General features: G+C 70.4%; 24 protein-coding genes and 1 pseudogene. 14 read left to right on the top strand and 11 right to left on the bottom strand.

All coding sequences use genetic code 11. The features are described 5' to 3' along the window. The 3 genes from VGO10_RS18925 to VGO10_RS18915 all read right to left on the bottom strand — a co-directional run. The coding region (locus tag VGO10_RS18925; RefSeq protein WP_327471311.1) for a HAMP domain-containing protein at positions 1-3,324 on the bottom strand (3,324 nt) is incomplete at its 3' end. A gap of 149 nt (positions 3,325-3,473) precedes the next feature. After that, on the bottom strand, positions 3,474-3,857 hold the full coding sequence (locus VGO10_RS18920; RefSeq protein ID WP_327471309.1) for a hypothetical protein: 384 nt from the start codon (positions 3,855-3,857) through the stop codon (positions 3,474-3,476). A gap of 113 nt (positions 3,858-3,970) precedes the next feature. Continuing rightward, complete coding sequence (locus VGO10_RS18915) at positions 3,971-4,288, bottom strand: hypothetical protein (RefSeq protein WP_327471307.1); 318 nt, start codon at positions 4,286-4,288, stop codon at positions 3,971-3,973. Between the two features lie 60 nt (positions 4,289-4,348). Between VGO10_RS18915 and VGO10_RS18910 the strand changes: the two genes are divergently transcribed. Both VGO10_RS18910 and VGO10_RS18905 read left to right on the top strand, forming a co-directional pair. After that, positions 4,349-5,089 (top strand): methylated-DNA--[protein]-cysteine S-methyltransferase, encoded by a 741-nt coding sequence (locus tag VGO10_RS18910; RefSeq protein ID WP_327471305.1) that lies wholly within the window; start codon positions 4,349-4,351, stop codon positions 5,087-5,089. 117 nt (positions 5,090-5,206) lie between these two features. After that, positions 5,207-6,136 (top strand): hypothetical protein, encoded by a 930-nt coding sequence (locus tag VGO10_RS18905; protein ID WP_327471303.1) that lies wholly within the window; start codon positions 5,207-5,209, stop codon positions 6,134-6,136. A gap of 66 nt (positions 6,137-6,202) precedes the next feature. Here the strand turns inward: VGO10_RS18905 and VGO10_RS18900 are convergent, their stop codons facing one another. Then, a complete protein-coding gene (locus VGO10_RS18900) occupies positions 6,203-6,895 on the bottom strand; it encodes a hypothetical protein (RefSeq protein WP_327471301.1) in 693 nt (230 codons plus the stop codon). 85 nt (positions 6,896-6,980) lie between these two features. Between VGO10_RS18900 and VGO10_RS18895 the strand changes: the two genes are divergently transcribed. Then, complete coding sequence (locus VGO10_RS18895) at positions 6,981-9,251, top strand: NHL repeat-containing protein (protein WP_327471299.1); 2,271 nt, start codon at positions 6,981-6,983, stop codon at positions 9,249-9,251. Positions 9,252-9,695: 444 nt separating this feature from the next. On the opposite strand, the gene VGO10_RS18890 is transcribed toward VGO10_RS18895, so the two are convergent. The 5 genes from VGO10_RS18890 to VGO10_RS18870 form a co-directional block, all read right to left on the bottom strand. Continuing rightward, positions 9,696-11,072 carry a transaminase gene (locus VGO10_RS18890; RefSeq protein ID WP_327471297.1) on the bottom strand — a complete coding sequence of 459 codons (1,377 nt, stop codon included), beginning with the start codon at positions 11,070-11,072 and terminating at the stop codon, positions 9,696-9,698. Positions 11,073-11,143: 71 nt separating this feature from the next. After that, positions 11,144-12,109 (bottom strand): NAD(P)-dependent oxidoreductase, encoded by a 966-nt coding sequence (locus tag VGO10_RS18885; protein WP_327471295.1) that lies wholly within the window; start codon positions 12,107-12,109, stop codon positions 11,144-11,146. A 43-nt stretch (positions 12,110-12,152) separates the two neighbouring features. Next, positions 12,153-12,614: a Cys-tRNA(Pro) deacylase gene (gene ybaK / locus VGO10_RS18880; RefSeq protein ID WP_327471293.1), complete on the bottom strand. Its 462-nt coding sequence runs from the start codon at positions 12,612-12,614 to the stop codon at positions 12,153-12,155. Between the two features lie 25 nt (positions 12,615-12,639). Beyond that, positions 12,640-13,191 (bottom strand): metallophosphoesterase family protein, encoded by a 552-nt coding sequence (locus VGO10_RS18875; RefSeq protein WP_327471291.1) that lies wholly within the window; start codon positions 13,189-13,191, stop codon positions 12,640-12,642. A 45-nt stretch (positions 13,192-13,236) separates the two neighbouring features. Continuing rightward, entirely contained in the window at positions 13,237-13,815 is a 579-nt protein-coding gene (locus tag VGO10_RS18870) for a TetR/AcrR family transcriptional regulator (protein ID WP_327471289.1), read from the bottom strand. A 60-nt stretch (positions 13,816-13,875) separates the two neighbouring features. Between VGO10_RS18870 and VGO10_RS18865 the strand changes: the two genes are divergently transcribed. From VGO10_RS18865 to VGO10_RS18845, 6 genes and pseudogenes are all read left to right on the top strand, one after another. After that, entirely contained in the window at positions 13,876-14,352 is a 477-nt protein-coding gene (locus VGO10_RS18865; protein WP_327471287.1) for a PPOX class F420-dependent oxidoreductase, read from the top strand. Positions 14,353-14,361: 9 nt separating this feature from the next. Then, entirely contained in the window at positions 14,362-14,955 is a 594-nt protein-coding gene (locus VGO10_RS18860; protein WP_327471285.1) for a carboxymuconolactone decarboxylase family protein, read from the top strand. Next, a complete protein-coding gene (locus VGO10_RS18855) occupies positions 14,952-15,416 on the top strand; it encodes a GNAT family N-acetyltransferase (RefSeq protein WP_327471283.1) in 465 nt (154 codons plus the stop codon). Before VGO10_RS18860 ends, VGO10_RS18855 begins: the two co-directional genes overlap by 4 nt. A gap of 122 nt (positions 15,417-15,538) precedes the next feature. Further along, on the top strand, positions 15,539-15,982 hold the full coding sequence (locus VGO10_RS18850) for an SRPBCC family protein (RefSeq protein WP_327471281.1): 444 nt from the start codon (positions 15,539-15,541) through the stop codon (positions 15,980-15,982). A gap of 61 nt (positions 15,983-16,043) precedes the next feature. Further along, a pseudogene (locus VGO10_RS21770) lies at positions 16,044-16,175 on the top strand (glyoxalase); the annotation flags it as partial. A gap of 28 nt (positions 16,176-16,203) precedes the next feature. Then, positions 16,204-16,485: a hypothetical protein gene (locus tag VGO10_RS18845; protein WP_327471279.1), complete on the top strand. Its 282-nt coding sequence runs from the start codon at positions 16,204-16,206 to the stop codon at positions 16,483-16,485. Here VGO10_RS18845 and VGO10_RS18840 read toward each other — a convergent pair. Both VGO10_RS18840 and VGO10_RS18835 read right to left on the bottom strand, forming a co-directional pair. Further along, on the bottom strand, positions 16,460-16,888 hold the full coding sequence (locus tag VGO10_RS18840) for a hypothetical protein (RefSeq protein WP_327471277.1): 429 nt from the start codon (positions 16,886-16,888) through the stop codon (positions 16,460-16,462). The genes VGO10_RS18845 and VGO10_RS18840 overlap by 26 nt on opposite strands. 163 nt (positions 16,889-17,051) lie before the next feature. Beyond that, entirely contained in the window at positions 17,052-17,453 is a 402-nt protein-coding gene (locus VGO10_RS18835) for an SRPBCC family protein (RefSeq protein WP_327471275.1), read from the bottom strand. Positions 17,454-17,520: 67 nt separating this feature from the next. On the opposite strand from VGO10_RS18835, the gene VGO10_RS18830 reads away from it, so the two are divergent. The 5 genes from VGO10_RS18830 (at position 17,521) to VGO10_RS18810 (ending at position 21,678) form a co-directional block, all read left to right on the top strand. Next, positions 17,521-18,354 (top strand): helix-turn-helix transcriptional regulator, encoded by an 834-nt coding sequence (locus tag VGO10_RS18830; RefSeq protein WP_327471272.1) that lies wholly within the window; start codon positions 17,521-17,523, stop codon positions 18,352-18,354. A gap of 84 nt (positions 18,355-18,438) precedes the next feature. After that, a complete protein-coding gene (locus VGO10_RS18825) occupies positions 18,439-19,680 on the top strand; it encodes an ATP-binding protein (protein ID WP_327471270.1) in 1,242 nt (413 codons plus the stop codon). A gap of 120 nt (positions 19,681-19,800) precedes the next feature. Next, positions 19,801-20,505 carry a DUF433 domain-containing protein gene (locus VGO10_RS18820; RefSeq protein ID WP_327471268.1) on the top strand — a complete coding sequence of 235 codons (705 nt, stop codon included), beginning with the start codon at positions 19,801-19,803 and terminating at the stop codon, positions 20,503-20,505. 32 nt (positions 20,506-20,537) lie between these two features. Next, the gene (locus VGO10_RS18815) at positions 20,538-20,945 is read left to right on the top strand and encodes a hypothetical protein (RefSeq protein WP_327471266.1); all 408 of its coding nucleotides are present in this window, start codon (positions 20,538-20,540) and stop codon (positions 20,943-20,945) included. A 130-nt stretch (positions 20,946-21,075) separates the two neighbouring features. Beyond that, positions 21,076-21,678, top strand: coding sequence for a dihydrofolate reductase family protein (locus VGO10_RS18810; RefSeq protein WP_327471264.1), 603 nt, complete (start codon positions 21,076-21,078; stop codon positions 21,676-21,678). The last annotated feature ends 35 nt before the right edge of the window (positions 21,679-21,713 follow it).

The raw sequence follows: 21,713 nt of genomic DNA, 5'->3' as shown, positions 1-21,713 counted from the left end.
GGACCGTACCGCCAGGCGATTGTCCGCGGGCGGGGTGACCCGGATCCGGCGGCGCGACGCGGCCGATTGTCCGACGAGGCCCTCGCCGACAGCGAAACTCAACGCGGGTCCGTCCATCGAGGACCGGCCGTACGCGGCGGTCAGGCGCAGCCGCGACCGGTCGCTCCCGACGCCACCGGGTAGGAAGAATGCACCGAGCTGGGCGTCGACGAGCGGCGTCACCTCCAGCATGATCATGCGGCAGACCTCGTCGAGATCGCGTTGTGACTGCAGTAGGCCGCCGATGCGGGCCAAGTTCGAGTCGAGCCAGCCCTGTTCGGCGTTCTTCTTCGTGGTTTCACGGAGCGTGACGATCATCTGGTTGATGTTGTCCTTCAGCTCCGCGACTTCGCCCTGCGCCTCGACCGCGATTCGCTGCGTGAGGTCGCCGCGGGTCACCGCCGTGGACACGTTGGCGATCGCACGCAACTGGGTGGTCAGCGTCGCCGCGAGCTGGTTCACGTTCTCGGTCAGGTCACGCCAGGTGCCGGCGACGCCGCGCACCTGGGCCTGGCCGCCGAGTTTGCCCTCGATGCCGACCTCCCGGCCGACCCGGGTGATCTCATCGGCAAACGAGGAGAGTTGGTCGACCATGGTGTTGACCGTGTTCTTCAGTTCGAGGATCTCGCCCTGCGCGTCCACGGTGATCTTCTGGCTCAGGTCGCCCCGGGCCACCGCCGTCGCGACCTGCGCGATGTTGCGCACCTGGGACGTGAGGTTCGAGCCCATGAAGTACACGTAGTCGGTGAGGTCGCGCCAGGTGCCGCTGACGCCCTCGACCTCGGCCTGGCCGCCGAGCACGCCGTCGGTGCCGACCTCACGCGCGACGCGCGTGACCTCGTCGGCGAACGAGCCGAGCTGGTCGACCCTCGTGTTGATGGTGTCCTTGAGCTCGAGGATCTCGCCGCGGGCGCCGACCGTGATCTTCTGGCTGAGGTCGCCCTGGGCCACCGCCGTCGCGACCTGCGCGATGTTGCGCACCTGGTCGGTCAGGTTGTCGGCCATGGAGTTCACCGACTCCGTGAGGCTGCGCCACGTGCCGGAGACGCCCTCGACCTGGGCCTGACCACCGAGCTTGCCCTCCGTGCCGACCTCGCGCGCAACGCGCGTGACCTCGGCCGCGAAGGAGCGCAGCTGGTCGACCATCGTGTTGATCGTCTCGGCCAGCGCCGCGACCTCGCCCTTGGCCTCGACGGTGATCTTCTTGGAGAGGTCGCCGTTGGCCACCGCCGTCGTCACCGTCGCGATGCCGCGGACCTGCTCGGTCAGGTTGGCGGCCATGGAGTTCACCGACTCGGTCAACGACCGCCACGTGCCGGAGACGTCCTCCACCTCGGCCTGGCCGCCGAGCCGACCGTCGGTGCCGACCTCCTTGGCGACGCGCGTCACCTCGGCCGCGAAGGAGCGCAGCTGGTCGACCATCGTGTTGATGGTGTCCTTGAGCTCGAGGATCTCCCCGCGGGCGTCGACCGTGATCTTCTTGGACAGGTCGCCCTGGGCGACGGCCGTCGTCACCTGGGCGATGTTGCGCACCTGGTGGGTCAGGTTGTCGGCCATGAAGTTGACGTTCTCGGTCAGGTCGCGCCACGTGCCGCTGACGCCCTTGACCTCGGCCTGGCCGCCGAGCTTGCCCTCCGTGCCCACCTCGCGCGCCACGCGCGTCACCTCGTCGGCGAAGGAGGAGAGCTGGTCGACCATGGTGTTCACGGTCCGCTTGAGCTCGAGCACCTCGCCCTTGACGTCGACCGTCACCTCCTGGGTCAGGTCGCCCTTGGCGACGGCGGTCGTCACGCGGGCGATGTCACGCACCTGGTCGGTCAGGTTGCGCGCCATGACGTTGACGGAGTCCGTCAGGTCCTTCCACGTGCCCGCGACGCCCGGCACGACGCCCTGACCGCCGAGCCGGCCCTCGGTGCCGACCTCTCGCGCCACGCGCGTCACCTCGTCGGCGAAGGACCGCAGCTGGTCGACCATCGTGTTGATGGTGTCCTTGAGCAGGAGGATCTCGCCGCGTGCGTCCACCTCGATCTTCTGCGAGAGGTCGCCCTGGGCGACGGCGGTCGTCACCAGCGCGATGTTGCGGACCTGACCCGTCAGGTTCTCCGCCATAGAGTTCACCGACTCGGTCAGGTCCTTCCACGTGCCCGACACGCCCGGCACCTCGGCCTGCCCGCCGAGCTTGCCCTCGGTGCCGACCTCGCGCGCGACGCGCGTGACCTGCTCGGCGAAGACCGACAGCGTGTCGGTCATCGCGTTGATCGTGTCGGCGAGCGCGGCGACCTCGCCCTTGGCGTCGACGGTGATCTTCTGGGTCAGGTCGCCCTTGGCGACCGCGCCGGCGACCTGGGCGATGCCGCGCACCTGGTCGGTCAGGTTGCGCGCCATGAAGTTGACGTTCTCGGTCAGGTCGCGCCACGTGCCGGAGACGCCGCGGACCTCGGCCTGGCCACCGAGCTTGCCGTCCGTGCCGACCTCGCGCGCGACGCGGGTGACCTCGTCGGCAAAGCCGCCGAGCTGGTCGACCATCGTGTTGATGGTGTCCTTGAGCTCGAGGATCTCGCCACGGGCGTCAACCGTGATCTTCTGGGTCAGGTCGCCCTGGGCGACCGCGGTCGTCACCTGGGCGATGTTGCGGACCTGGCCGGTGAGGTTGGCTGCCATCGAGTTGACCGACTCGGTGAGGTCGGCCCACGTACCGGAGACGCCGGGGACCGCGGCCTGGCCGCCAAGCTTGCCGTCGGTGCCGACCTCGCGCGCGACGCGCGTGACCTCGGAGGCAAAGGACGACAGCTGGTCGACCATCGCGTTGACCGTCGTGCCGATGCGGGCGAACTCGCCCTTGACCGGCTGGCCGTCGATCTCCATCGCCATCTTCTGGCTCAGGTCGCCCTCGGCCACCGCCACGATCACGCGCGCGACCTCCGTGGTGGGGCGCACCAGGTCGTCGATGAGGCCGTTGACGGTCTGGATGCGCTCGAGGAAGTCGCCCTTGGCGCCATCGGTGCGGGCGCGCTCGGTCATCCGGCCTTCGCGACCGATCTGCCGTGCGACACGGGCCAGCTCGGTCGTCTGGCCCTGGCTGCGCTCGGCCAAGCGGTTGAAAGCGATCTCCAACTCGCCGAGCAGGCCCTTGCGACGGGCCGGGAGCCGGCGGGAGAAGTCGCCGTCGGCGGCAGACTCCAGTGCCTGCAGCAGGCGCCGAAGCGCCGCGGGGTCGAGCTCGCCCTGCTCGTCGTCTCGTCGCTTGCGAGAACGGCCCTCGTCGGTAGCCAAAGTCCCGGCCATCGATCCTCCTTGGGGTGGTCAAAACCGGCGGGCGGATGGGTCCGCTTCCGGACGGCCCTCGGCCGATACCCCATATCGCGGTGAGCCAAACGACGCACGCCCGTCGTCCGGAGACGGACCTTGCCGGACGGCTCTGGCAGCGGTGCGGTCTAGCGGCGCTGGTGAAGCTCTTCGAGCCGCCGCTGGGCGTCCTCGGCGCGCTCGCCGTGGCGAGCAGCGGCGCCGGTGGCCCGCTGGAAGCGACCCTCGAGCTTCTCGGCCTCCTCGGCATGGACCTCGGCCTCACGTGCGTGGCGCTGCGCCTGGTCCGCGTGTTCCTGCGCTGCGGCCCGATGCTCCTGAGCCTCGGCGGCGACCGTGCTCGCGCGCGATGCGATGGCCTCCTGCTCCTGCTGATGGCCCGACAGCTCCCCGGCGATGACCTCGCGCTCGCGCTCGATCCGGGCCCGTTCGGCGGCCCGACGGCGGGAGAGCATCGCCGCGCCGGCGGCGACAACGATCAGGACGGCGATGACGATGAGTACTGCGATCATGCCTCGGTGCTACCCGGGAGGCCGCGTTCTTGCGCCTGGTCAGTCGTCGAGGGTCCTGCCGGCTGGCGACGGCTGGCCGATCTTCTGCACGGGCGATCTGCCGTGCGGCACGGTCATTGGCCGCTCGCCTGGCCCTCGGGCTCGGCCTCCTGCTCGGGGTCGATCTCGACCGGCGCCTCGCTGAGGGTGCGGCGCGCGGGGATGCGAGCCGCAGCGGCATCGAGCCGCTCCCGGACCACCTTGGCGGACGCTCCGACGACGGCACGCTCAGACCCCGACATCTCCGGCCACCTGGCACGGAGCTCGGTGAGGCGATCGGCCGCGCGGTCCAGCGCGTCACGCGCGCTGTCGTGCGCGCCCTCCTCGATGGCGTCCTCAGCGGTGGAGATGTCGTGGCCGGCGTCGGCGGCGAGCTTGAGCAGGTCGTCCATGGGAGAGGCGATGCTACGGGGCGATCTCACACAAATGACGCACGGCGCGTTTCACCTTCCATGAAGCAGTACACGCTCATCGGCGCAGACAACGTGGCCTTCACCACGACGATGCCCGGCACGCTCGGCGGCCATCGGGCCGACCGCATCTACGGAACGCTGGGCTGCCCCGGCGCCGCGCGCGCGATCGGCCGCGGTGGCTACGTGGCCAACCGCGTGTTCTTCGCCGACGAGCCCACCGCGATCGCGGCCGGCTACCGCCCGTGCGCCACCTGCCTGCCCGACGCGTACCGAACCTGGAAGGAGCACCGCGCCATGCCGCTGACCCACACGACCGTCGCGTCCCCGATCGGCGAGCTCGTCCTGCTCGCCGACGGCGACGCCCTCTGCGAGATCCGCTTCGACATCGCCGACATCCCGCCCGACTCGCCGCGCGTCGACGACGGCGTGCTCGGCGAGGCCGCCCGGCAGCTCCGCGAGTACCACGACGGCGTGCGGACCACGTTCGACCTGCCGCTGCGCCCGCGCTTCGGCGGCGCCTTCGAACGCCGGGTCTGGGCGCACGTCGCCGCGATCCCGCACGGCACGACCACGACCTACGGCGAGATCGCCGCCGCCCTCGACGCGCCCGGTTCCGCCCGTGCGGTCGGCGCCGCCAACGGCCGCAATCCGCTGCCGCTGGTGGTTCCGTGCCATCGCGTCATCGGCGCGCGCGGCGCGCTGACCGGCTACGCCGGCGGGCTGGACAGCAAGCGGCGCCTGCTGGAGCACGAGGGCGCGCTGCTGGCGATGACCGGCTGACGGCGGCCGCTGCACGCGTCGAGGGACGATTGAATCTCGTACAGCGAGATTCAATCGTCCCTCGACGCCTGGTGGGGGTCATCGGGGGCGCGTGTGTCTATCCTCGAACGCTCCCCGATGTCGTTCGAGCCGTCCCTCCCTGTCCCCGAGCGCGAGCGCTGGCCGCTGGCCGTCGCGCTCGTCGCGCTGCTCGCCGGCACGGGGCTGCTCGGCGTCGCGCTGTCGGGTGCGTTTCACCACGGCCCCAAACTGCCCGTCCCGCCGGTCGCCCCCGCGGTCGTCGTGGTCACTCCGACGCCCGCGCCGGTCGGGGCGACTCCCGTCGCCGACACCACTGCGCCCGCCCCGGCCGCCGCGCCCGCGCCGAAGCCCACGAAGGCCCAGCGTGCCGAGGACGTGCAGCGCTTCACCTCCAACGAGCTCGCTCACGTCCCGGCTTCGTGGGTCTCCGGGTTCTACAGCATCTACGCCCAGGCCCAGAAGACCTACGGCGTCAACTGGCTGCTGATCGCCTCGGTCCACAAGCAGGAGACCGCGTTCTCCACGCATCCGACGACCTACCACGGGCTGAACTTCGCCCGCTGCTGCGCCGGGCCGATGCAGTTCAACGTGACAAATGGGCCGGTCTCGACCTGGGCGCGCTATCGCAACGCCGGCGCCGCCGCGCAGCGCCCCGCCAAGTACCCGCACGCGACCAAGAAGCACCCGTCGATCTACGACGACTACGACGCGATCATGGCGGCCGCCTCACTGCTGCGCGACTCCGGCGCCGGGCGCAATCTCGACGCCTCGGCCTGGCGCGCGGCCTATGACTACTACGGCCACGACGCGACCGGCGTCTCCTATGCCAACGAGGTCGTCGCGCGCGCCATCGGCTGGGGCCAGAAGTCGTTCTGCATCAACTGCGCAACCGACGCGGGGTTGATCGCCGCAGCCGACGCCGCCTGGGGTGTGCCGGCGCGCAACGCGCTCGACGCCGCAGCAGCAGCGGCCGCCAAGGCCAAGCAGGACAAGGACAAGGCGATCGCCGCCGCCAAGAAGCGCTGAGCGCGGCTCAGCGTGCGACGCCGAAGCGTCGCGAGTCTGCCGTGTGCAGGACCGCGACGGCCCCGCTCAGCCGACGCGCCGGTGCAGCGGCGCGCGCCCGCGTTTGCCCGCGTCGGCCAGCACGTCCATCGCCCGCAGGCAGTAGGCAACCCGCTGGGCCAGCAGCATCCGGCAGCCCAGCGCGCCGGCCAGCTCACGGGTCGTGAACGGCTCGCCGCCCACGCCGAGCACGTCAGGTAACAGCGCCGCCGCATCGACCGGCGACGCCAGCACCTCGCTGCCGAGCACATCGACCAGCCGCCGCTCGCCCGGATCGCGACGCCGCCGGCCCGAGCGCGAGCGCCCCGCCTCCGGCGCCCGGATGTGATCCTCGCGGCAGAGCAGGACCTCGACCGTCAGGTTCGGGTGCGCGAGCAGCGACGGGAACGACACCAGCCGGTCGAAGACGTCCAGCGCGACGCCCCGCAGCGGCGATCGCCGCGACGACAGCACCTCGCCGTGCTCATCGACGCGCACGATCCGGCGCTCGGCCGCAACGGGATGGACGATGCGCATCCGGTGGCCGTCCAGCAGCGCGTCGAGCTTGGGCCCCAGCGGCGAGAAGCCGCCCGTCTGGATCTCGACCAGCTCGCCGTCGGCGCGCACGAGGTCGATGACGTAGCGGCCGAACGGGACCTCGGCGGTGTCGCCCGGCCGCGCGAGCAAGTCCTTCACGGCCGCATGCAACGGCCCTTCGCGCAGGACGCCGATCCCGGACACCGAGGGTCACCTTACCGACGCCGAGCACGTTCTCCGGGAGCCATCCTGCAAGAACCGCGACTTCCCGTTTCTAGGGTGTTCCTAGATGTCGATGCGCCGCCTCCTCTCCCCGCTGATGCTCGCTGCCGCCTTCGCGGCGGCCGCCGTCCCCACCGCCCAGGCCGATTGCCCCGGCTCGTCGGCGCCGGACTGCCCCTACTCCGGCTTGAGCCAGAACGGCTCGCGCGGAGGCGGCGTCTTGCGTTTCCCCCAAGCCGTCGCGGTCGGCCCCGACGGTGCGGTCTACGTCACCGACCAGGGCTCGCACATCGTCCAGCAGTTCGGGCCCGACGGCACCTGGCTGCGCGACATCGGCACCGCGGGGACGCGACCCGGCGAGCTCAGCGCCATGGGCGCCGTCGCCGTCACCGCCGACAACCAGATCGTCGTCGCCGACGGCGGCACCAACCGGATCGTGCGCTTTGACGCGACCGGCAGCCTGATCGACAGCTGGGGCGGCCCCGGCACGGCGCTCGGGAGGTTCCACTTCGGCGCCGGCGGCGGCAACGACGCGGCGGCCGGTGGCGGCCTCGCCGCCTCCGGCGGCTTCCTGTACATCGTCGACACCGGCAACGACCGCGTCGTGCGCTTCAACCCGTCCGGCGGCAACGGGGCCGAGATCGTGCCGCCCGGCACGCTGCAGAACCCGCGCGGCGTCGCGGTCCGCGGCACACGAATGCTCGTCGCCGACGACCAACATCATCGTGTTGCGGCGTTTGACACCGGGGGTCATCTGCTCGCGTCGATCGGCGCCGGCCAGGGCGCCGGACCCGGCCAGCTGAACTTCCCCTACGGCGTCGCGATCGACCCGCAGGGCCGCGTCTTCGTCGCCGACGACCTCAACCAGCGGATCGTGCGCTACAGCACGCCGGCGACCAAGTACCAGTACAAGGCGCGCTGGGGCTCCTACGGCACGGCGCCCGGCCAGCTCGCCTACCCGCGCGGCGCGGCGACCAACACGAGCGGCGAGCTCTACGTCGCCAACACCGGCAACGACCGCATAGACGTCTTCGACGCCAGCGGCACGCTCAAGCGCTCGTTCGGCACCTCGGGCCGCGCGACCGGTCAGTTCGACGGACCGCTCGGCGTCGCTGCCGACAGCACCGGCATCCGCGCCGTGACCGACTCGGTCAACGGTCGGGTCCAGCTGATCAACCCCGATGGCACGATCGCCACCGTCTGGGGCTCGCCGAACCCTGGCCCGACCGTCCTGCCCAACCCGGTCGCCGTCGCCTTCGACGCCGGCGGCAACGGCTTCGTGCTGGACAACCGCCGCAGCACGATCGTCGTGTTCGACCGCGCCACCGCCACGACGACGCGCAGGATCGGGACCGAGGGGTCCGGCCCTGCGCAGCTGCTCTCGCCCCAGGCGCTGGCGATTGACGCCTCCGGCAACATCGCAGTCGCCGACACCGGCAACGGGCGGATCGCGCGCTTCGCGGGCGACGGCAGCTACCTGGGGTCCTTCCCCACCGACAGCGCGCCGCGCGGCATCGCCGTGACACCCGACGGCAGCAAGATCTACGTCGCCGACAGCGCCAACCGCATCACGGTTTATGACGGCGGCGGGACCGAGCTCGACCAGTTTGGTGGCACCGGCTCTAAGCTCGGCAAGCTCAACGCGCCCGCGCAGATCACGCTCGATCCGGGCGGGAACCTGTGGGTCGCCGACCGCGGCAACAACCGCGTCCAGGAGTTCGGGCCGGCCGGCGAGCGCCTGCTGACGATTGGCAGCCGCGGGATCGGCGACGGCCAGTTCATTCACCCGACGGGGGTCAGCGTCGACTGCAACGGCAAGCTGACCGTGACCGACAGCGAGAACAACCGCGTCACGACGCTGACGCTCGCCAACCCGCCTGTCGGGCTGGCGTGCACGCCGCTGCCGGCGCCGGCCGGACCGCCGTTGTTGAAGTTCCCGACGCTGCCCGAGCCGCTGGGCCCGCAGCTGACCGTCAAGATCCTGCGCAAGGCCGGCCTGCTGACGGCGCGCAACCTGCCGGTCCGCGTCGGTTGTGACACCACCTGCTCGCTGACCGCGACGGCGACGCTCGTCCAGCGCGGCAGCGCGAGGCTCGTCGGCAAGGGCAAGAAGCGCAAGGTCGTCAAGCCGGTGTCGATCGACCTCGGCCAGCAGAAGCTGTCGATCCCGGCGGGCACGTCGAAGATCGTGCGGCTGAAGATCTCCAAGACGGCGGCGTCGAAGCTGCGCAAGGCGCTGGCGGGCAAGAAGGGTCTGGACATGACACTGCAGTTGGAGGCCACCGCGGCGGCGGGGCCGCCGACGAGTCAGACGACGCGGATTCTCGCGACGGCGTGAGCAGGACCGCCAGCCGCGTCGTCTCGACGACGCGCATTTTGGCGACGGCGTAGGCGGGCGTCGTTGGCGCGCAGTGAGCGGCGTTGGTCGTGGCGCGCCACATGGTTTGTCGGCACCGGGGGAGTGAAGGTGTGAGGGAGCGCGAGGCGCCAGGGGTCGTCCGCCGGCACCCGGGCGGGCGATTCGGGCTCGAACGGTTCACCGATGGTTGGACGCTCGATCGATCGCGTGCAACCCGCGCATATCGCGGGTTGCACGCGTTTGACCTTCGGGGGGAGACGTGGGGCCTGTCGAGCGCGATCTGATCACGCCGAGCAGGCCCACCCTCCCCGCGAGCGCTGGCGGATGACACGAAGCGCCTCGCATCACCGGTCACGCTCACTCCTCGCTGCCGACAAACCGCGCAGCGGACAACGACCACGAACCGCGCCGCACGCCAACGACCTACGCGCCCCCGAAGATCTCCCCCACAACCCCGTCAAGCACCTCAACTACCCGCTCCACGTCAGCGATCGTCGTCGCCGGCCCCATCAAGGCCATGTTGTGAAATGGCGTCAGCATCACACCGCGGTTCAGCAGCGCCGCATGGACCAGATCATCGAGCAGCGGGTCGATCGCGTCGTGAGCCTCGGCGCCGGTGCGGGCCGGCTGTGGCGTGAAGCCGAACTCGGCTCGAGCCCCTAACGAGACGATGTGGCACGGCGCGCCGTAGCGCGCGAACACCTCGCGCACCCCGGCGACGTAGCGCTCGCAGGTCATCGTCATCGAGCGGTGCGCGTCCTCGGTCAGCACTTGCTCGAGCGTCGCGCGCGCCGCCGCGAGCGAGAGGGCATTGCCCGCGAGCGTCCCGCCGACGCCACCCCAGTCAAGATAATCACCTTCGTCATCGGCGAGCACGCGGTCGCGGAGCTCGGCGCTCAGCCCGTAAGCGCCGATCGGCACGCCCGCCCCGAGCGCCTTGCCGAGCGTCACCGCATCGGGTGACAGACCCCACGCGCGCACGCAGCCGCCGGGGCCCATGCTCATCGTGTGGGTCTCGTCGTAGATCAACAGCGTGCCCGTCTCGGCACACGCCTCCTCCAACCCCTTCAGGAACCCGGGCTCGGGCAGGACCATGCCGACGTTGGTCATCGCCGGCTCGGCGATCACACACGCCACATCCTCGGGCGCGAGCGCGGCGCGCACCGCGTCGAGGTCGTTGAAGGCCACCACCTTGGTCGTCAGCGCCGGGTCGACCGGCGCGCCGACGTTGCCCGCGCGCGCCACGACGCGGCCCTCGGCGTCGAGCGTCGCCACCGTCTCGTCGACGGTCCCGTGGTAGGCGTGCAGGAAGATCATGATCTTGCTGCGGGAGGGTCCTTGCACCTGGCGGCACATGCGCAGGGCGAAGCGATTGGCGTCGGTGGCGCTCAGCGCGAACTGCCAGGCGGGGAGGCCGAAGCGACGGGCAAGCAGCTCGCCGACGGCGATCGCGTCTTCGGAAGGCATCATGGTGGTGACCCCGCCGAGGTCGCTGACCCGCCGGATGATCGCGTCGACGGTCGGCTGCGGCGAGTGGCCGGGCATCGAGCCCGTGTCGCCCAGCGCGACGTCGACGTACTCGTGACCATCAACATCAACAACGCGGCTGCCGCGCGCGCTCTCCAGGAACACCGGGGCGCCGCCGGCCCACTTGGCCATCCACGGCATCGGCACGCCGTGCAGCAGCGAGCGCCGCGCGCGGGCCGCAAGCTCCAGCGAGCGCGGATGGGTCCGGGCGAACTCCGCGCGCTCGCGGGCGAGCAGAGCGGCGAGGCGAGCGCGGTCGAGGTCGGCAGGCATGCACGCGCGAGGCTAACCGCCATCGAGGGACGACTCATGGTCGCCTATGACCCAGAGATCGTCCCTCGACGTCAGACGAGGTGCTCGGCGCGCAGCCACGTCGCGGTGCGCTCCATGCCCTCAGCGAGCGTGATCTGCGGGTCGTAGCCGAGCACCGAGCGGGCGCGGTCGATCGCGTAGGTCCCGCTGCGCGCGAGATAGCGCGCGGCCGCGGCGTTGACCTCGGTCTCCTGACGCGCCGCGCGAGCGCCGACCGCGGCGGCCGCCGCCAGCGCCACCGCGGCGCCCGTCGGCAGCACCGGTAGCCGGCGCCCGAGCAGCCGCGCGTAGTGCCCGAAGAACTCGCGCGTCGTGACCCCCACGCCGTCGGTGAGCGTGAAGACGCCGCCGGCGCCCGCGAGTCCCGACGCTGCGACGATGCCGTCAACCAAGTTGTCGATGTACACGGGGCTGAAGATCCCGCGCCCCAGCGCCGGCAGGAGGAAGCGCCGTCGCGCGAGCTCCTCCACGGGCAGCACCGTCCACGGACGCGAGCGTGGGCCGTAGACGTCACCGGGGCGGACGATCGTGCACGCGGTCTCCCCCGCGGCATGCGCCCGCAGCACGAGCGCCTCGGACGCGATCTTGGTGTCGACATACGGCACGCCGTTGGGTTGCGTCGGATAGGACTCGTCAACGCCGTCGGGGAAGGCGAAGCCGAAGACGGTGACCGAGGAGAGGTGCAGGAAGCGCGCGGCCTCGGCCCGGCGCGCGGCATCAAGCACGTGGCGCGTGCCGAGCGCGTTGGTCCGCCAGACCGCGCCGGGATCGCTCCCCCGCATCGAGACGATCGCGGCGGTGTGGATGATGAGATCACAGCCCGCAGCGTGGTCCTGCCAGTCACCGGCCTGCGAGATGTCTCCGGCGACGATGGCGCGGGCCGGGTCGGCGCGCAGGTCGACGCCGCGCACCTCGGCGCCCAGCGCCGTGAACCGACTCGCCAGCGCCGCGCCGATGAAGCCGCTGGCGCCGGTGATGAAGACGCGGCTCGGGGTCATCGCGCCGCGCCGATGACAGCCATGACGAAGACCCGACGCGACGTCATCGCGCCAGCGCCCGGACGTCGGCGCCGGTGAGCGCGGTGAGGTCGGTTGGAGCGAGCTCGATCTCCAGCCCGCGCCGGCCGGCCGACACGAAGATGGTGTCGTGCTCGTCGGCGCTCTCGTCCAGGAACGTCGGCAGGCGCTTGCGCTGGCCGAGCGGGCTGATGCCGCCCGCGACGTAGCCCGTGACCTTCTCCGCCCGTGCCATGTCGGCCATGGCAGCGCGCTTGCCGACCGCCTTGAGATCAAGCTGACCGGCGGCGGGCACGATCGCCACGGCCAGGTCATCGCCGACCGTCACCACCAGCGTCTTGAAGACGCGGCGAGGATCAAGATCAAGCACTTCTGCCGCCTCGCCCGCGTAGGACTCGGCGCGCGGGTCGTGGTCGTACTCGTGCAAGCTGTAGGTGATGCCCGCGGCCTTGGCGGCGCGGGTGGCGGGGGTCTCGCGGCCGGCCATCGTCGGCCGATGCTATCCGGGGCGCTCAGATCTCCAGCACGTGATGGCCGACGACGTGCACGACCGTCGTCTCGCCCAGTTGCTGCGCCCGCCGCGCCGGCGCCGGGGTGTGGCCGTGGAGATGGAGCCGCGGCTTGGCGCGCAGGATGTACTCGCGCAGGCCGTCGAAGCCTTCGTGCGCGCGGTCGTCGGGCTCCTCGTGGATCCCGCGCGGTGGCGCGTGGCTGATCAGGATCTCGGCGGACGGCAGCCGTCGGGCCAGCCGCGACGCCTGCCGCTGGGTGTACTGCAGCTTCGCGCCGCGCGTGTACTGCACGCAGCCCTCGAAGCCGGTGAAGGTGGTGCCGCCGACGGTCGTTTGCGCGAGGTGCATGTTGGAGGTGTTGGACGCCTCCAGGTAGCGGCCGTCGTCGTGGTTGCCATAGACGCCGAGGACCGGCAGCGCGAAGCGGCCGAGCGGATCGAGCACGTCTGGCGCGAGATCGCCGAGCGTCACGACGACGTCGGGCGCGTGGGAGGCGATCAGCGCCGGGAGCGGCAGCCAGGACTCCTCGTCGGCGAGGATCAGCAGGCGCATTCCCGGCAGGGCTGCCCGCGCGCGCGGGAGACGAAGCGCGTCGTCTCAGCCGGCGCCGGCCGGCAGCGCGGCGTGCAGCAGCAGCTCAAGCTCCGCGCCGACGTCCTTGAGCGGCTGACCGCTGTGCTCCGCGCGGCAGAGGATCACCGCGCCCTCCACAGCGGCGAGGATCGTGGTCGCCAGCCGCCGCGCACGGGCCCGCGACAGACCGGCCTCGCGCAAGCCGGCCGCGAGGGCCTCATGCCAGGCGGCGAACGCCTCGGCGGCTGCGGCACGCAGCGCGGGCTCCTCCGCACTCGCCGCCGTCGTCACCGCGACCAGCGGGCAGCCGGCTTCGTAGTCAGAGGCCTCAAGCCCGTGGCCCCACAAGCGGATGAAGCTGCGCAGGGCCGCGACGGGATCACCGTCAGCCGACCCCGCGGCGATCATCTGGCTTCCGACCACGCCCGCGGCCCGGACCGCCTCCTCGACGAGCTGGTTCTTGCCGTCGGGGAAGTGATGGTAGATGGACCCCCGCGGCGCGCCGCTGTGGGCGAGCACCTCGCGAAAGCTCGTGCCGGCGAGGCCACGCTCGCGCAGCAGCGTCCCGGCGCTCTGGATCATCCGCTCGCGTGCTGCCGCCATATGACGACAATCATAGCCTCGCCCTTGACTATGACGAGCTTCATAGTACGGTCCATCGCCATGGTCGATCTGCGACGCACGTTCATCATGGTCAACAAGCGGGCGCTCGATCGCGGCCGCGCGGGCGCCGCCACCGACATCCTCGGCCAAGAGGTCGTCCACGGCGACTTCAGCCCGCTCGACGCCCACGCCCACTGCCTGCTGGTCACCTACAAGCGCGACGGATCGCCGATCGCGGCGCCGGTCTGGTTCGCGCGCGACGCCGACGGGCAGCGCCTTTACGTCTGGACCGAGCACCAGGCCTACAAGGCCAAGCGGTTGCGGCGCGACCCGCGAGCGCTGCTCGCGCCGTGCACGCCGCGCGGCGTCCCGCTCGGCCCGCCGATCGCGGCGCGTGGCCGCGTGCTCGACGACGAGGCCGACCGCGCCCACGCGGCAGCGACGATCCGGGGCGCCTGGGGTCCGTTTCGCCGGCTCTTCGAGCGGGCCTCACGACCGGTGACGCCGGTCGTGTACCTGGAGCTCGTGCCGGATTAGCATCGTGCGATGACGTTCATCGACACCGTGCCCGACGACGACGCGCCCGAGGCCGTCCGGGCGCTGTACGACACCGACCGCACCGCCGCGGGCGCCATTCCGAACTACACACGCGCCTTCTCCCACCGCCCCGAGGTCTACGCCGCCTGGCGGCAGCTCAACGGCTCGATCAAGTCCGGGATGGACCCGCGCCGCTACGAACTGGCGACGCTCGCCGCGGCCCGGCGCCTGCGCTCCAGCTACTGCGCGCTCGCGCACGGCTCCGTGCTGCTCGACGGCATGGTAGATGCCGAGCAACTGACCTCGATCGTGCAAGACCATCATGCTGCGGGCCTCGACGCGGTCGACGTCGCCGTGATGGACCTCGCCGACAAGGTCGCCGCCGACGCGACGTCGGTCACCCAGGCCGACATCGACGGTCTTCGCGCGCTCGGCCTCTCCGACACCGACGTCTTCGACGTCATCGCCGCGGCGTCGGCCCGCTGCTTCTTCAGCAAGGCGCTCGACGCCCTCGGCACACAGCCCGATGCGCGCTTCGCCGGCCTCGAGCCGGCGGCCCTGCGCGAGGAACTGACCGTCGGTCGACCGATCATGCAGACATGATCGCCGTCCGGCGCGCGACGGGCGAAGACGCTCCCGCGGTCGGGCAGTTGCTGCACGACTTCAACCGCGAGTACGACGAGCCGGCCCCGGCGCCGGCGGAGATCGCCGAGCGGATCGCAGAGGTGATGGAAGGCGGCGACGAGACGATCGTCCTGCTGACCGACGGGCACGACGGCCCGGACGGCCTCGCCGTGCTGCGGCTGCGTCCGAACCTCTGGAGCCGCGCGCTGGAGTGCTACCTGGCCGAGTTGTACGTCATCCCGGCACTGCGGCGCCAGGGGCGTGGGCTGGCGCTGATGGAGGCGGCGATGGCCGCGGCGCGCTCCGCCGGCGCCGACCGCATGGACTTGGGCACCGGCGAGGACGACACCGGAGCGCGGGCGCTCTATGAGCGCCTCGGCTTCACCAACCGCGAGGGCGGCGGCGAGGCGCTCAGCATGTACTACGAGCGCGAGCTCTAGCGACGCACGCGGGCGCCCTTGGCGGCGACCGCTGACGTATTGCCCGCCGCGTCGCGCACGGTCACCTCGACGCGCATGGCCACTCGTTGCACCCCGCAGCGCACAGGTCTAGGGTCCGCCTCATGACCGGACGCTTTGAAGGGACCACCGTCGTCGCTCGTCCGATCGAGGAGGTCTTCGCCTTTCTCGCCAACGGTGAAAACGATGTGAAGTTCAGCCCGCGCGTGCAGGAGATCCGCAAGACCACCGACGGTCCGATCGGCGTCGGGACGCGCTTTGCGAGCACGGTCAAGGACGCAGGCATGACGACCAAGCGCGAGTTCGAGCTGACCGAGTTCGTCGTCCCGACGCGGATCCGCTGGGCCGAGCGCTCCAAGAACGCGGTGACCGCGACGGTCGGCGGCTATGACCTCGCGCCCGATGGCGACGGCACGCGTGTGACGATCTTCAACGAGCTCGAGGGCCACGGGTTCGGCAAGCTCGTCGTCGGCTTCGCCCTGCGCTCGGCGCGCAAGAGCGCCGATGAGTTCGCGGCGTCGATCAAGCGTGCGGTCGAGGCGAGCTGAGCCTCGGACTTCCGCCGTGCGCGTGCGATGAGTTGCGGCGCCGGCACCGGTCCCAGGTGACATGAGCATCGCGACCACCCGCATCAACCAGATCAACCTGGTGATGATCCCGTCGACCGACCAGGACCGCTCGATCGCCTTCTACGAGTCCCTCGGCTTCGAGAAGCGGGCCGACGCGCCGTTCGGTGACGGCCACCGCTGGGTCGAGCTCTACCCGCCGAATGGTCCCAACCGGAATCGCCCTCGCCCCCGCGACACCGAGCATCGCCGGCGTGCAGACCGGGATCATCGTCTCGACCGACGACATCGACGCGACCCACGCCGAGCTGCGGGCGGGCGGCATCGACGTCGATGCCGCCGTCGCCCGTGAAGGCGCACCGAGATCGATCACGCTCGGCGCCGCCGAGGTCGTCGGACCGACGCCCCCGATGTTCTACCTGCGCGACCCGGACGGCAACGCGCTGCTAGTGGTCGGGCCTACCGGGCCTTCGGCCACGTCCTGAAGAGGCGATCCAGCGCTTGGGCGGCGAGGCGGTCGTGGGTGATGTCGGCCAGCGTCTCGGGTGAGATCGGTCCGTTGTTCTCGGGCAGGCGGTCAGCGTTGCTCATCGCCAGGTCGTAACGGCGGTGGCGCAGCTGCTCGACGAGGTCATCGGTCAGCGGGACCTCGAACGTCTCGGTGTCGGGGTCGACGTTGTTGGGGTCCCAGCCGACGGCGGTGATGAGTGCTGTTGCGGCGCAGAAGCGCATGGCGAGCACGTATTGGGCTTCGGGCCCGTAGAGGAGGAAGTCCTCGAACAACTCGTGGCCGAGGTCCATCACCTTCTTGGCCTCCAGCCGAAGGACATCGGCGGTCTCGCGATCGACGGTTATCACGCGGGCGTGGGTACGCTGCGGGGTACTCATGGGAGTAACAGCTCCTTTGGGTCACGCCCCCGGGCCGCTGCAACGGTCGCGGGGGTCTTGAATTGGTTGGAGGCGGAGCCTAGCGGGCGGGTCGGATGGAACTGGTGGATTACCCAGAGTCGTTGCAGTCGTTGCACTCTTGTTGCTGAGCGCTGAACAGGCCTCAAGGGGTGCATGACTCCAGCGTCTCCTTCATGTCCGCGAGGCCCATGCGCATCGCCTCGGCCGTCGGTGGCGCCGCCGCGTCGGGGAGGAGGTCTGCAATCCAAACGAAGCGCGTCTGACCGTCCGGCGCGGTGAGGATCTGCGCCGAGCCATTGTGATGGGTGTACGGGCCGCCGACGACCGACCACACCAGGCGCCGGGTCTCAGCGTCACTGGTGATCAAGACCTCGCGCAGCTCGACGCCCGAGGCGAACGTCACGATGCGGTCGGCGCCGTCGAGCCGCGTGTCGACGACGAAGCCGCGCGCCAAGCGCTCGTGCAGCGCGCCCCAGTCGGCGAGCGCGCTCCAGGCCGCGGCGGGCTCGACGTCGATCAGCACTTCCTCGTGGATGGTGGCCATGGCCGCACCATCGCGCCCCGTCGGCCCGCGCGCTTGAACAGATGTGCGCACTTGCGATCATGGGCGCGTGCTGGACCTCCGCACCCTGGCTGAGCACGACGGGCTCTCCGTCACCGATGTCGTCTGCCGCCACCGCGCCGGGCGCGGAGCCGACGAGCCGGTGGACGTACTCGGCATCGTCTTCGTTCGCCGTGGGCGCTACGTGCGCTCGGCAGACGGCCGCGAGACGCTGCTGGACCCGACGCTGGCCTACGCCATGACGCCGGGCCAAGAGCAGCGCTGCGACCACCTCGACGATGCCGGAGACGCGTGCACCATGCTGGGGATGACCGCTTCGGCCGCCGCCGAACTCTGGGGCGACAGCGAGCTGCCGGTCGTCGCCTGGCCCACGCACGGGACCGTCGACGTCCGCCATCGCCTGCTGCTGGCCGCCGCAGGGCGCGGCGACGAAACCGATGAGGCGACCGTCGCGCTCGCGGCCGGCGCGTTCGAGCAGGTCGACCGGGCGCGCGTCGCGTCGGGGCGGCCCGCGACGGAACGTGCGCGCCGCGCCATCGCCGACGGCGCACGCATCCTGCTTGCCGACGAGCCGCGCAGCTCGCTCGTGCAGCTCGCCCGGACCCTCTCGGTCTCGCCCCATCACCTCTCACGAGTCTTCAGCGAGCAGACCGGCAGCACCATCTCGACCCACCGCCGCCGCATCCGCGTCCGCGCCGTCCTCGATCGCCTCGAACACGGCGAGCAGGATCTCGCCCGCCTGGCCGCCGACGTCGGCTTCGCCGACCACGGCCACCTCACCCGCACCGTCCGCCGCGAGACCGGCGCGACGCCGTCGCGCCTGCGCGAGCTGCTGACGTATCCGCGCGGATTGATGATGCCAGCCTCCGCAGGCGAGCCATAAGTCACAATCGGTCATGGGTCGGATTCACAATCTATCTAGTCCTAGATTCACAATCCGTCCACCGTCCCCGCTACCCTTTTCAGCATGGCTTCGGGACTATTCACCCGGCATCTCCGTCCGCACCTCCTAGAGGCGCTGACCGAGAGCCGAGCGGTCGCACTGTTGGGCGCGCGCCAGGTCGGCAAGAGCACACTCGTCGCCGACCTGGCCACCAGCGACCACCCGGCGCGCTTCATCAGTCTCGACGACGAAGCCACCGCAAACGCTGCCCGAGCCGACCCGACCGGCTTTATCGCCGAGATCTCAGGGCCAGTAGTGATCGACGAGATCCAGCGCGCCCCCGGGCTCCTACTGGCGATCAAACAGCGCCTGGATAGCGACCAGTCCCGCGGGCAGTTCCTGCTCACAGGATCGGCGAACGTCCTCACCCTCCCGACCGTCTCGGACGCGCTCCCGGGACGCGTCGAATACCTCAATCTCTGGCCGCTCTCCCAAGGCGAACTGCACGATCATCACGAGACATTTATTGATGAGCTATTTGGTGGCCACTTCCCACAAGTTTCTGGCGCTCCGGTCGGCCGCAGCGCCCTCGCCTCGATGCTGACCACCGGCGGCTACCCCGAGCTTCAGGGACGCAGTGCACGCGGCCGATCACGTTTCTTCGTAAGCTATGTCGCGTCGATCATCGGCCGCGACCTCGACGACATCGCCAACGTCCGCAACGTCGAGAACGTCGAGCGCCTGCTCTTCATGATCGCCGCCCGATCAGGCGGCCTAGCGAGCTTTCACGGCATGGCCACCGATCTCGGCATCGACACCAACACGGTCCGTGCCCACACCAAGATCCTGGAAGACCTCTTTCTCATCCGCCGATTGCGACCCTGGCATGCCAACCTCGGCAGCCGCCAGATCAAGAGTCCCAAGCTCTACATCGTCGACAGCGGACTGCTGACATACCTCATCGGCGCCAACGAACGACGCATCACCGACGACGGCGACATCACCGGGCCCCTACTGGAGAGCTTTACCGCGATGGAACTGCTGCGCCAAGCGGACTGGGCCCAGGAGCCGGTTCAGCTCTTTCACTACCGCGACCAGCAGCAACGCGAAGTCGACGTCATCCTCGAACGCCACAGCGGCGAAATCGTCGGTATCGAGGTCAAAGCCAGCGCGACCCCCGCTGCTCGCGACTTTGCCGGCCTACGCCACCTCCGCGACAAACTCGGCACACGATTCAAAGCTGGCGTCGTCCTCCACACAGGAGCCGACACCCTTCCGTTCGGCGATCGCCTCGCGGCCGTGCCGATCAGCGGCCTGTGGAGCTGAGCGCTACCCCTCCGACTGCTCCGTTGAGGTCCTCCCATCGGATCGCTCGCGTAGGAGCCGCGCAGGCGCGAGAGGAAGCACAACCGAAACCGCCTACACGCGAGATACGATCGACGTGCGATGCCCTTGACGCAAGACATCCCAACGGACCTCCCCGCCGACGACCCTCGCATCAAGCGGCCCGTGTTCACGCTACGCGAGGCCGCCGGCTATCTCGGCCTGCCGAACTCCACGCTTCACAGCTGGGCTCGGCCCGCCCACGCCGACCCCATCGTCACCTGCTTCCCTGCGCGTGGCCGCGAGGCGACCGTGCCGTTCATCGGCTTCGCCGAGGCCTACATCCTCTCTGTGTTCCGTCGTGCAGGTGTCCCCCTGCAGCGCATCCGCCCCGCTGTGGCCGCGCTGTCCAAGGAGATCGGGATCGCCCATGCCCTCGCCTCCGAACGCCTCTACACCGATGGCGCCGAAGTCCTTTACGACTACGCCACCGAGCACGACGAAGAGCAACTCAGCGGCCTAACCGTCGTCCGTACCGGACAGCGCGAGTTTGCCGAGGTCGTCAAGGACTATTTGAAGCGCGTCACCTACGGCACTGACGGCTGGGCCTCCCAGGTGCGCCTTCCCGCCTACGAGCACGCCGACGTGATCGTCGACCCAAGCCGCGCCTTCGGCATGCCACTTGTCGTCCACGGCGGCGCACGCGTCGAAGACCTCGTCGACCGCTTCAAAGCTGGCGACTCCCTCGCCGACATCGCCGACGACTTCGGCGTCCCCCAACCCGAAGTCGAAGACGTCGTCCGCGTCGCCACCCGAACCGCCGCCTAACAAACACAGAACGCGCCCGACCGTCACCCACGATGGCCGAGACGCCGCCAGAGTTCTTCATCGACCGAAGCCTTGGCCGCAAGCACCTCGCCAACGCCCTGACCGAACAGGGCCTGATCGTCCACACGATGGCCTCGGTCTACGGCGAGAACGTCGCCCAACGCCTCGCCGACGAGCAATGGCTCACCGACGCTGGCGCAAAAGGCTGGATCGTCCTCATGAAGGACGACGCGATCCGCCGCCGCCCTGCCGAACGCGACGCCCTCGCCGACGCCGCTGTCCGCGCCTTCTGCCTCACCAACGCCAACCTCCGCGCCAACGAGCAATCTGAACGATTCGTCGGAAACCTCGATCGCATCCTCCGACGGGCTCAGACGCCCGGCCCCTACATCTACGGCGTCTACGACGGCTACATCAAACGACTGTGGCCTTCGGCCTAAGTCCGCTACCGCAACGAGTCGAGCCGCGATCACCCGCCAGGGGTGATCGACGGACCGGGCCTCGTCGAGCGATGAGTTTCCGGGCACCCCATCGTCTTAAGGACGAACGTAGACCACGAAGGGAGACGTCGTGTCCGCAACCGTGCTGTACATGTCCATGTCGCTCGACGGATTCATCGCCGGGCCGAACGACGGACCGGGCAACGGGCTCGGCGATAACGGGCATTGCCTGCACGAGTGGCTCCCGCCGGTGGTCAAGACCAATCGCAGGGCGCTCGCGCGTGGCGAGGCCGGCGTCAACGGCCAGATCGTCGATGAGTTCCTGGACACCGGGGCGGTCGTCGCGGGTCGCGGGACCTTCGAGCCGGCCGGCGGCTGGGGCGGCGACCACCACGACGGCGTGCCGATCTTCATCCTGAGCCGCCGCGATCCCGAGAGCGAGCCGGGGCAGTGGCCGTTAGTCACCTACATCAACGACGTCGAGATCGCGATGTCAGCGGCCAAGCGGGCCGCGGGCGACAAGAACGTGCTGGTCCACGGCGCCGGAACCGCGCAGCTCGCGCTCGCCGCCGGCGTCCTCGACGAGTTCGAGATCCATCTCATCCCGGTGCTGCTCGGCCAAGGGCGTCGGCTCTTCGACACCCTCGGCCCCGAGCACATCGAGCTCGAGCGCACGCGGGTCCTCGAGGGTGAGCACGGCGTCACCCACCTGCACTACCGCGTCCAGCGCTAAAGCGCAGCGGACGAGGACGTCCGAGCCGGCCGACG

This window comes from Baekduia sp. (genome assembly GCF_035996765.1).
Taxonomy (GTDB): Bacteria; Actinomycetota; Thermoleophilia; order Solirubrobacterales; family Solirubrobacteraceae; genus Baekduia.
The sequence above is the reverse complement of the archived record's forward strand: the minus strand, read 5'-3'. Positions and strand labels throughout refer to the sequence as shown.

Coding starts and splice junctions, on each gene's coding strand:
- VGO10_RS18860 (WP_327471285.1), top strand. CDS start 14,362: ATGACGTTCATCGACACCGTGCCCGACGACGACGCGCCCGAGGCCGTC.
- VGO10_RS18850 (WP_327471281.1), top strand. CDS start 15,539: ATGACCGGACGCTTTGAAGGGACCACCGTCGTCGCTCGTCCGATCGAG.
- VGO10_RS18910 (WP_327471305.1), top strand. CDS start 4,349: ATGAAGCAGTACACGCTCATCGGCGCAGACAACGTGGCCTTCACCACG.
- VGO10_RS18855 (WP_327471283.1), top strand. CDS start 14,952: ATGATCGCCGTCCGGCGCGCGACGGGCGAAGACGCTCCCGCGGTCGGG.
- VGO10_RS18875 (WP_327471291.1), bottom strand. CDS start 13,191: ATGCGCCTGCTGATCCTCGCCGACGAGGAGTCCTGGCTGCCGCTCCCG.
- VGO10_RS18835 (WP_327471275.1), bottom strand. CDS start 17,453: ATGGCCACCATCCACGAGGAAGTGCTGATCGACGTCGAGCCCGCCGCG.
- VGO10_RS18885 (WP_327471295.1), bottom strand. CDS start 12,109: ATGACCCCGAGCCGCGTCTTCATCACCGGCGCCAGCGGCTTCATCGGC.
- VGO10_RS18840 (WP_327471277.1), bottom strand. CDS start 16,888: ATGAGTACCCCGCAGCGTACCCACGCCCGCGTGATAACCGTCGATCGC.
- VGO10_RS18920 (WP_327471309.1), bottom strand. CDS start 3,857: ATGATCGCAGTACTCATCGTCATCGCCGTCCTGATCGTTGTCGCCGCC.
- VGO10_RS18870 (WP_327471289.1), bottom strand. CDS start 13,815: ATGGCGGCAGCACGCGAGCGGATGATCCAGAGCGCCGGGACGCTGCTG.
- VGO10_RS18845 (WP_327471279.1), top strand. CDS start 16,204: ATGGTCCCAACCGGAATCGCCCTCGCCCCCGCGACACCGAGCATCGCC.
- ybaK (WP_327471293.1), bottom strand. CDS start 12,614: ATGGCCGGCCGCGAGACCCCCGCCACCCGCGCCGCCAAGGCCGCGGGC.
- VGO10_RS18915 (WP_327471307.1), bottom strand. CDS start 4,288: ATGGACGACCTGCTCAAGCTCGCCGCCGACGCCGGCCACGACATCTCC.
- VGO10_RS18865 (WP_327471287.1), top strand. CDS start 13,876: ATGGTCGATCTGCGACGCACGTTCATCATGGTCAACAAGCGGGCGCTC.
- VGO10_RS18815 (WP_327471266.1), top strand. CDS start 20,538: ATGGCCGAGACGCCGCCAGAGTTCTTCATCGACCGAAGCCTTGGCCGC.
- VGO10_RS18905 (WP_327471303.1), top strand. CDS start 5,207: ATGTCGTTCGAGCCGTCCCTCCCTGTCCCCGAGCGCGAGCGCTGGCCG.
- VGO10_RS18825 (WP_327471270.1), top strand. CDS start 18,439: ATGGCTTCGGGACTATTCACCCGGCATCTCCGTCCGCACCTCCTAGAG.
- VGO10_RS18820 (WP_327471268.1), top strand. CDS start 19,801: ATGCCCTTGACGCAAGACATCCCAACGGACCTCCCCGCCGACGACCCT.
- VGO10_RS18895 (WP_327471299.1), top strand. CDS start 6,981: ATGTCGATGCGCCGCCTCCTCTCCCCGCTGATGCTCGCTGCCGCCTTC.
- VGO10_RS18890 (WP_327471297.1), bottom strand. CDS start 11,072: ATGCCTGCCGACCTCGACCGCGCTCGCCTCGCCGCTCTGCTCGCCCGC.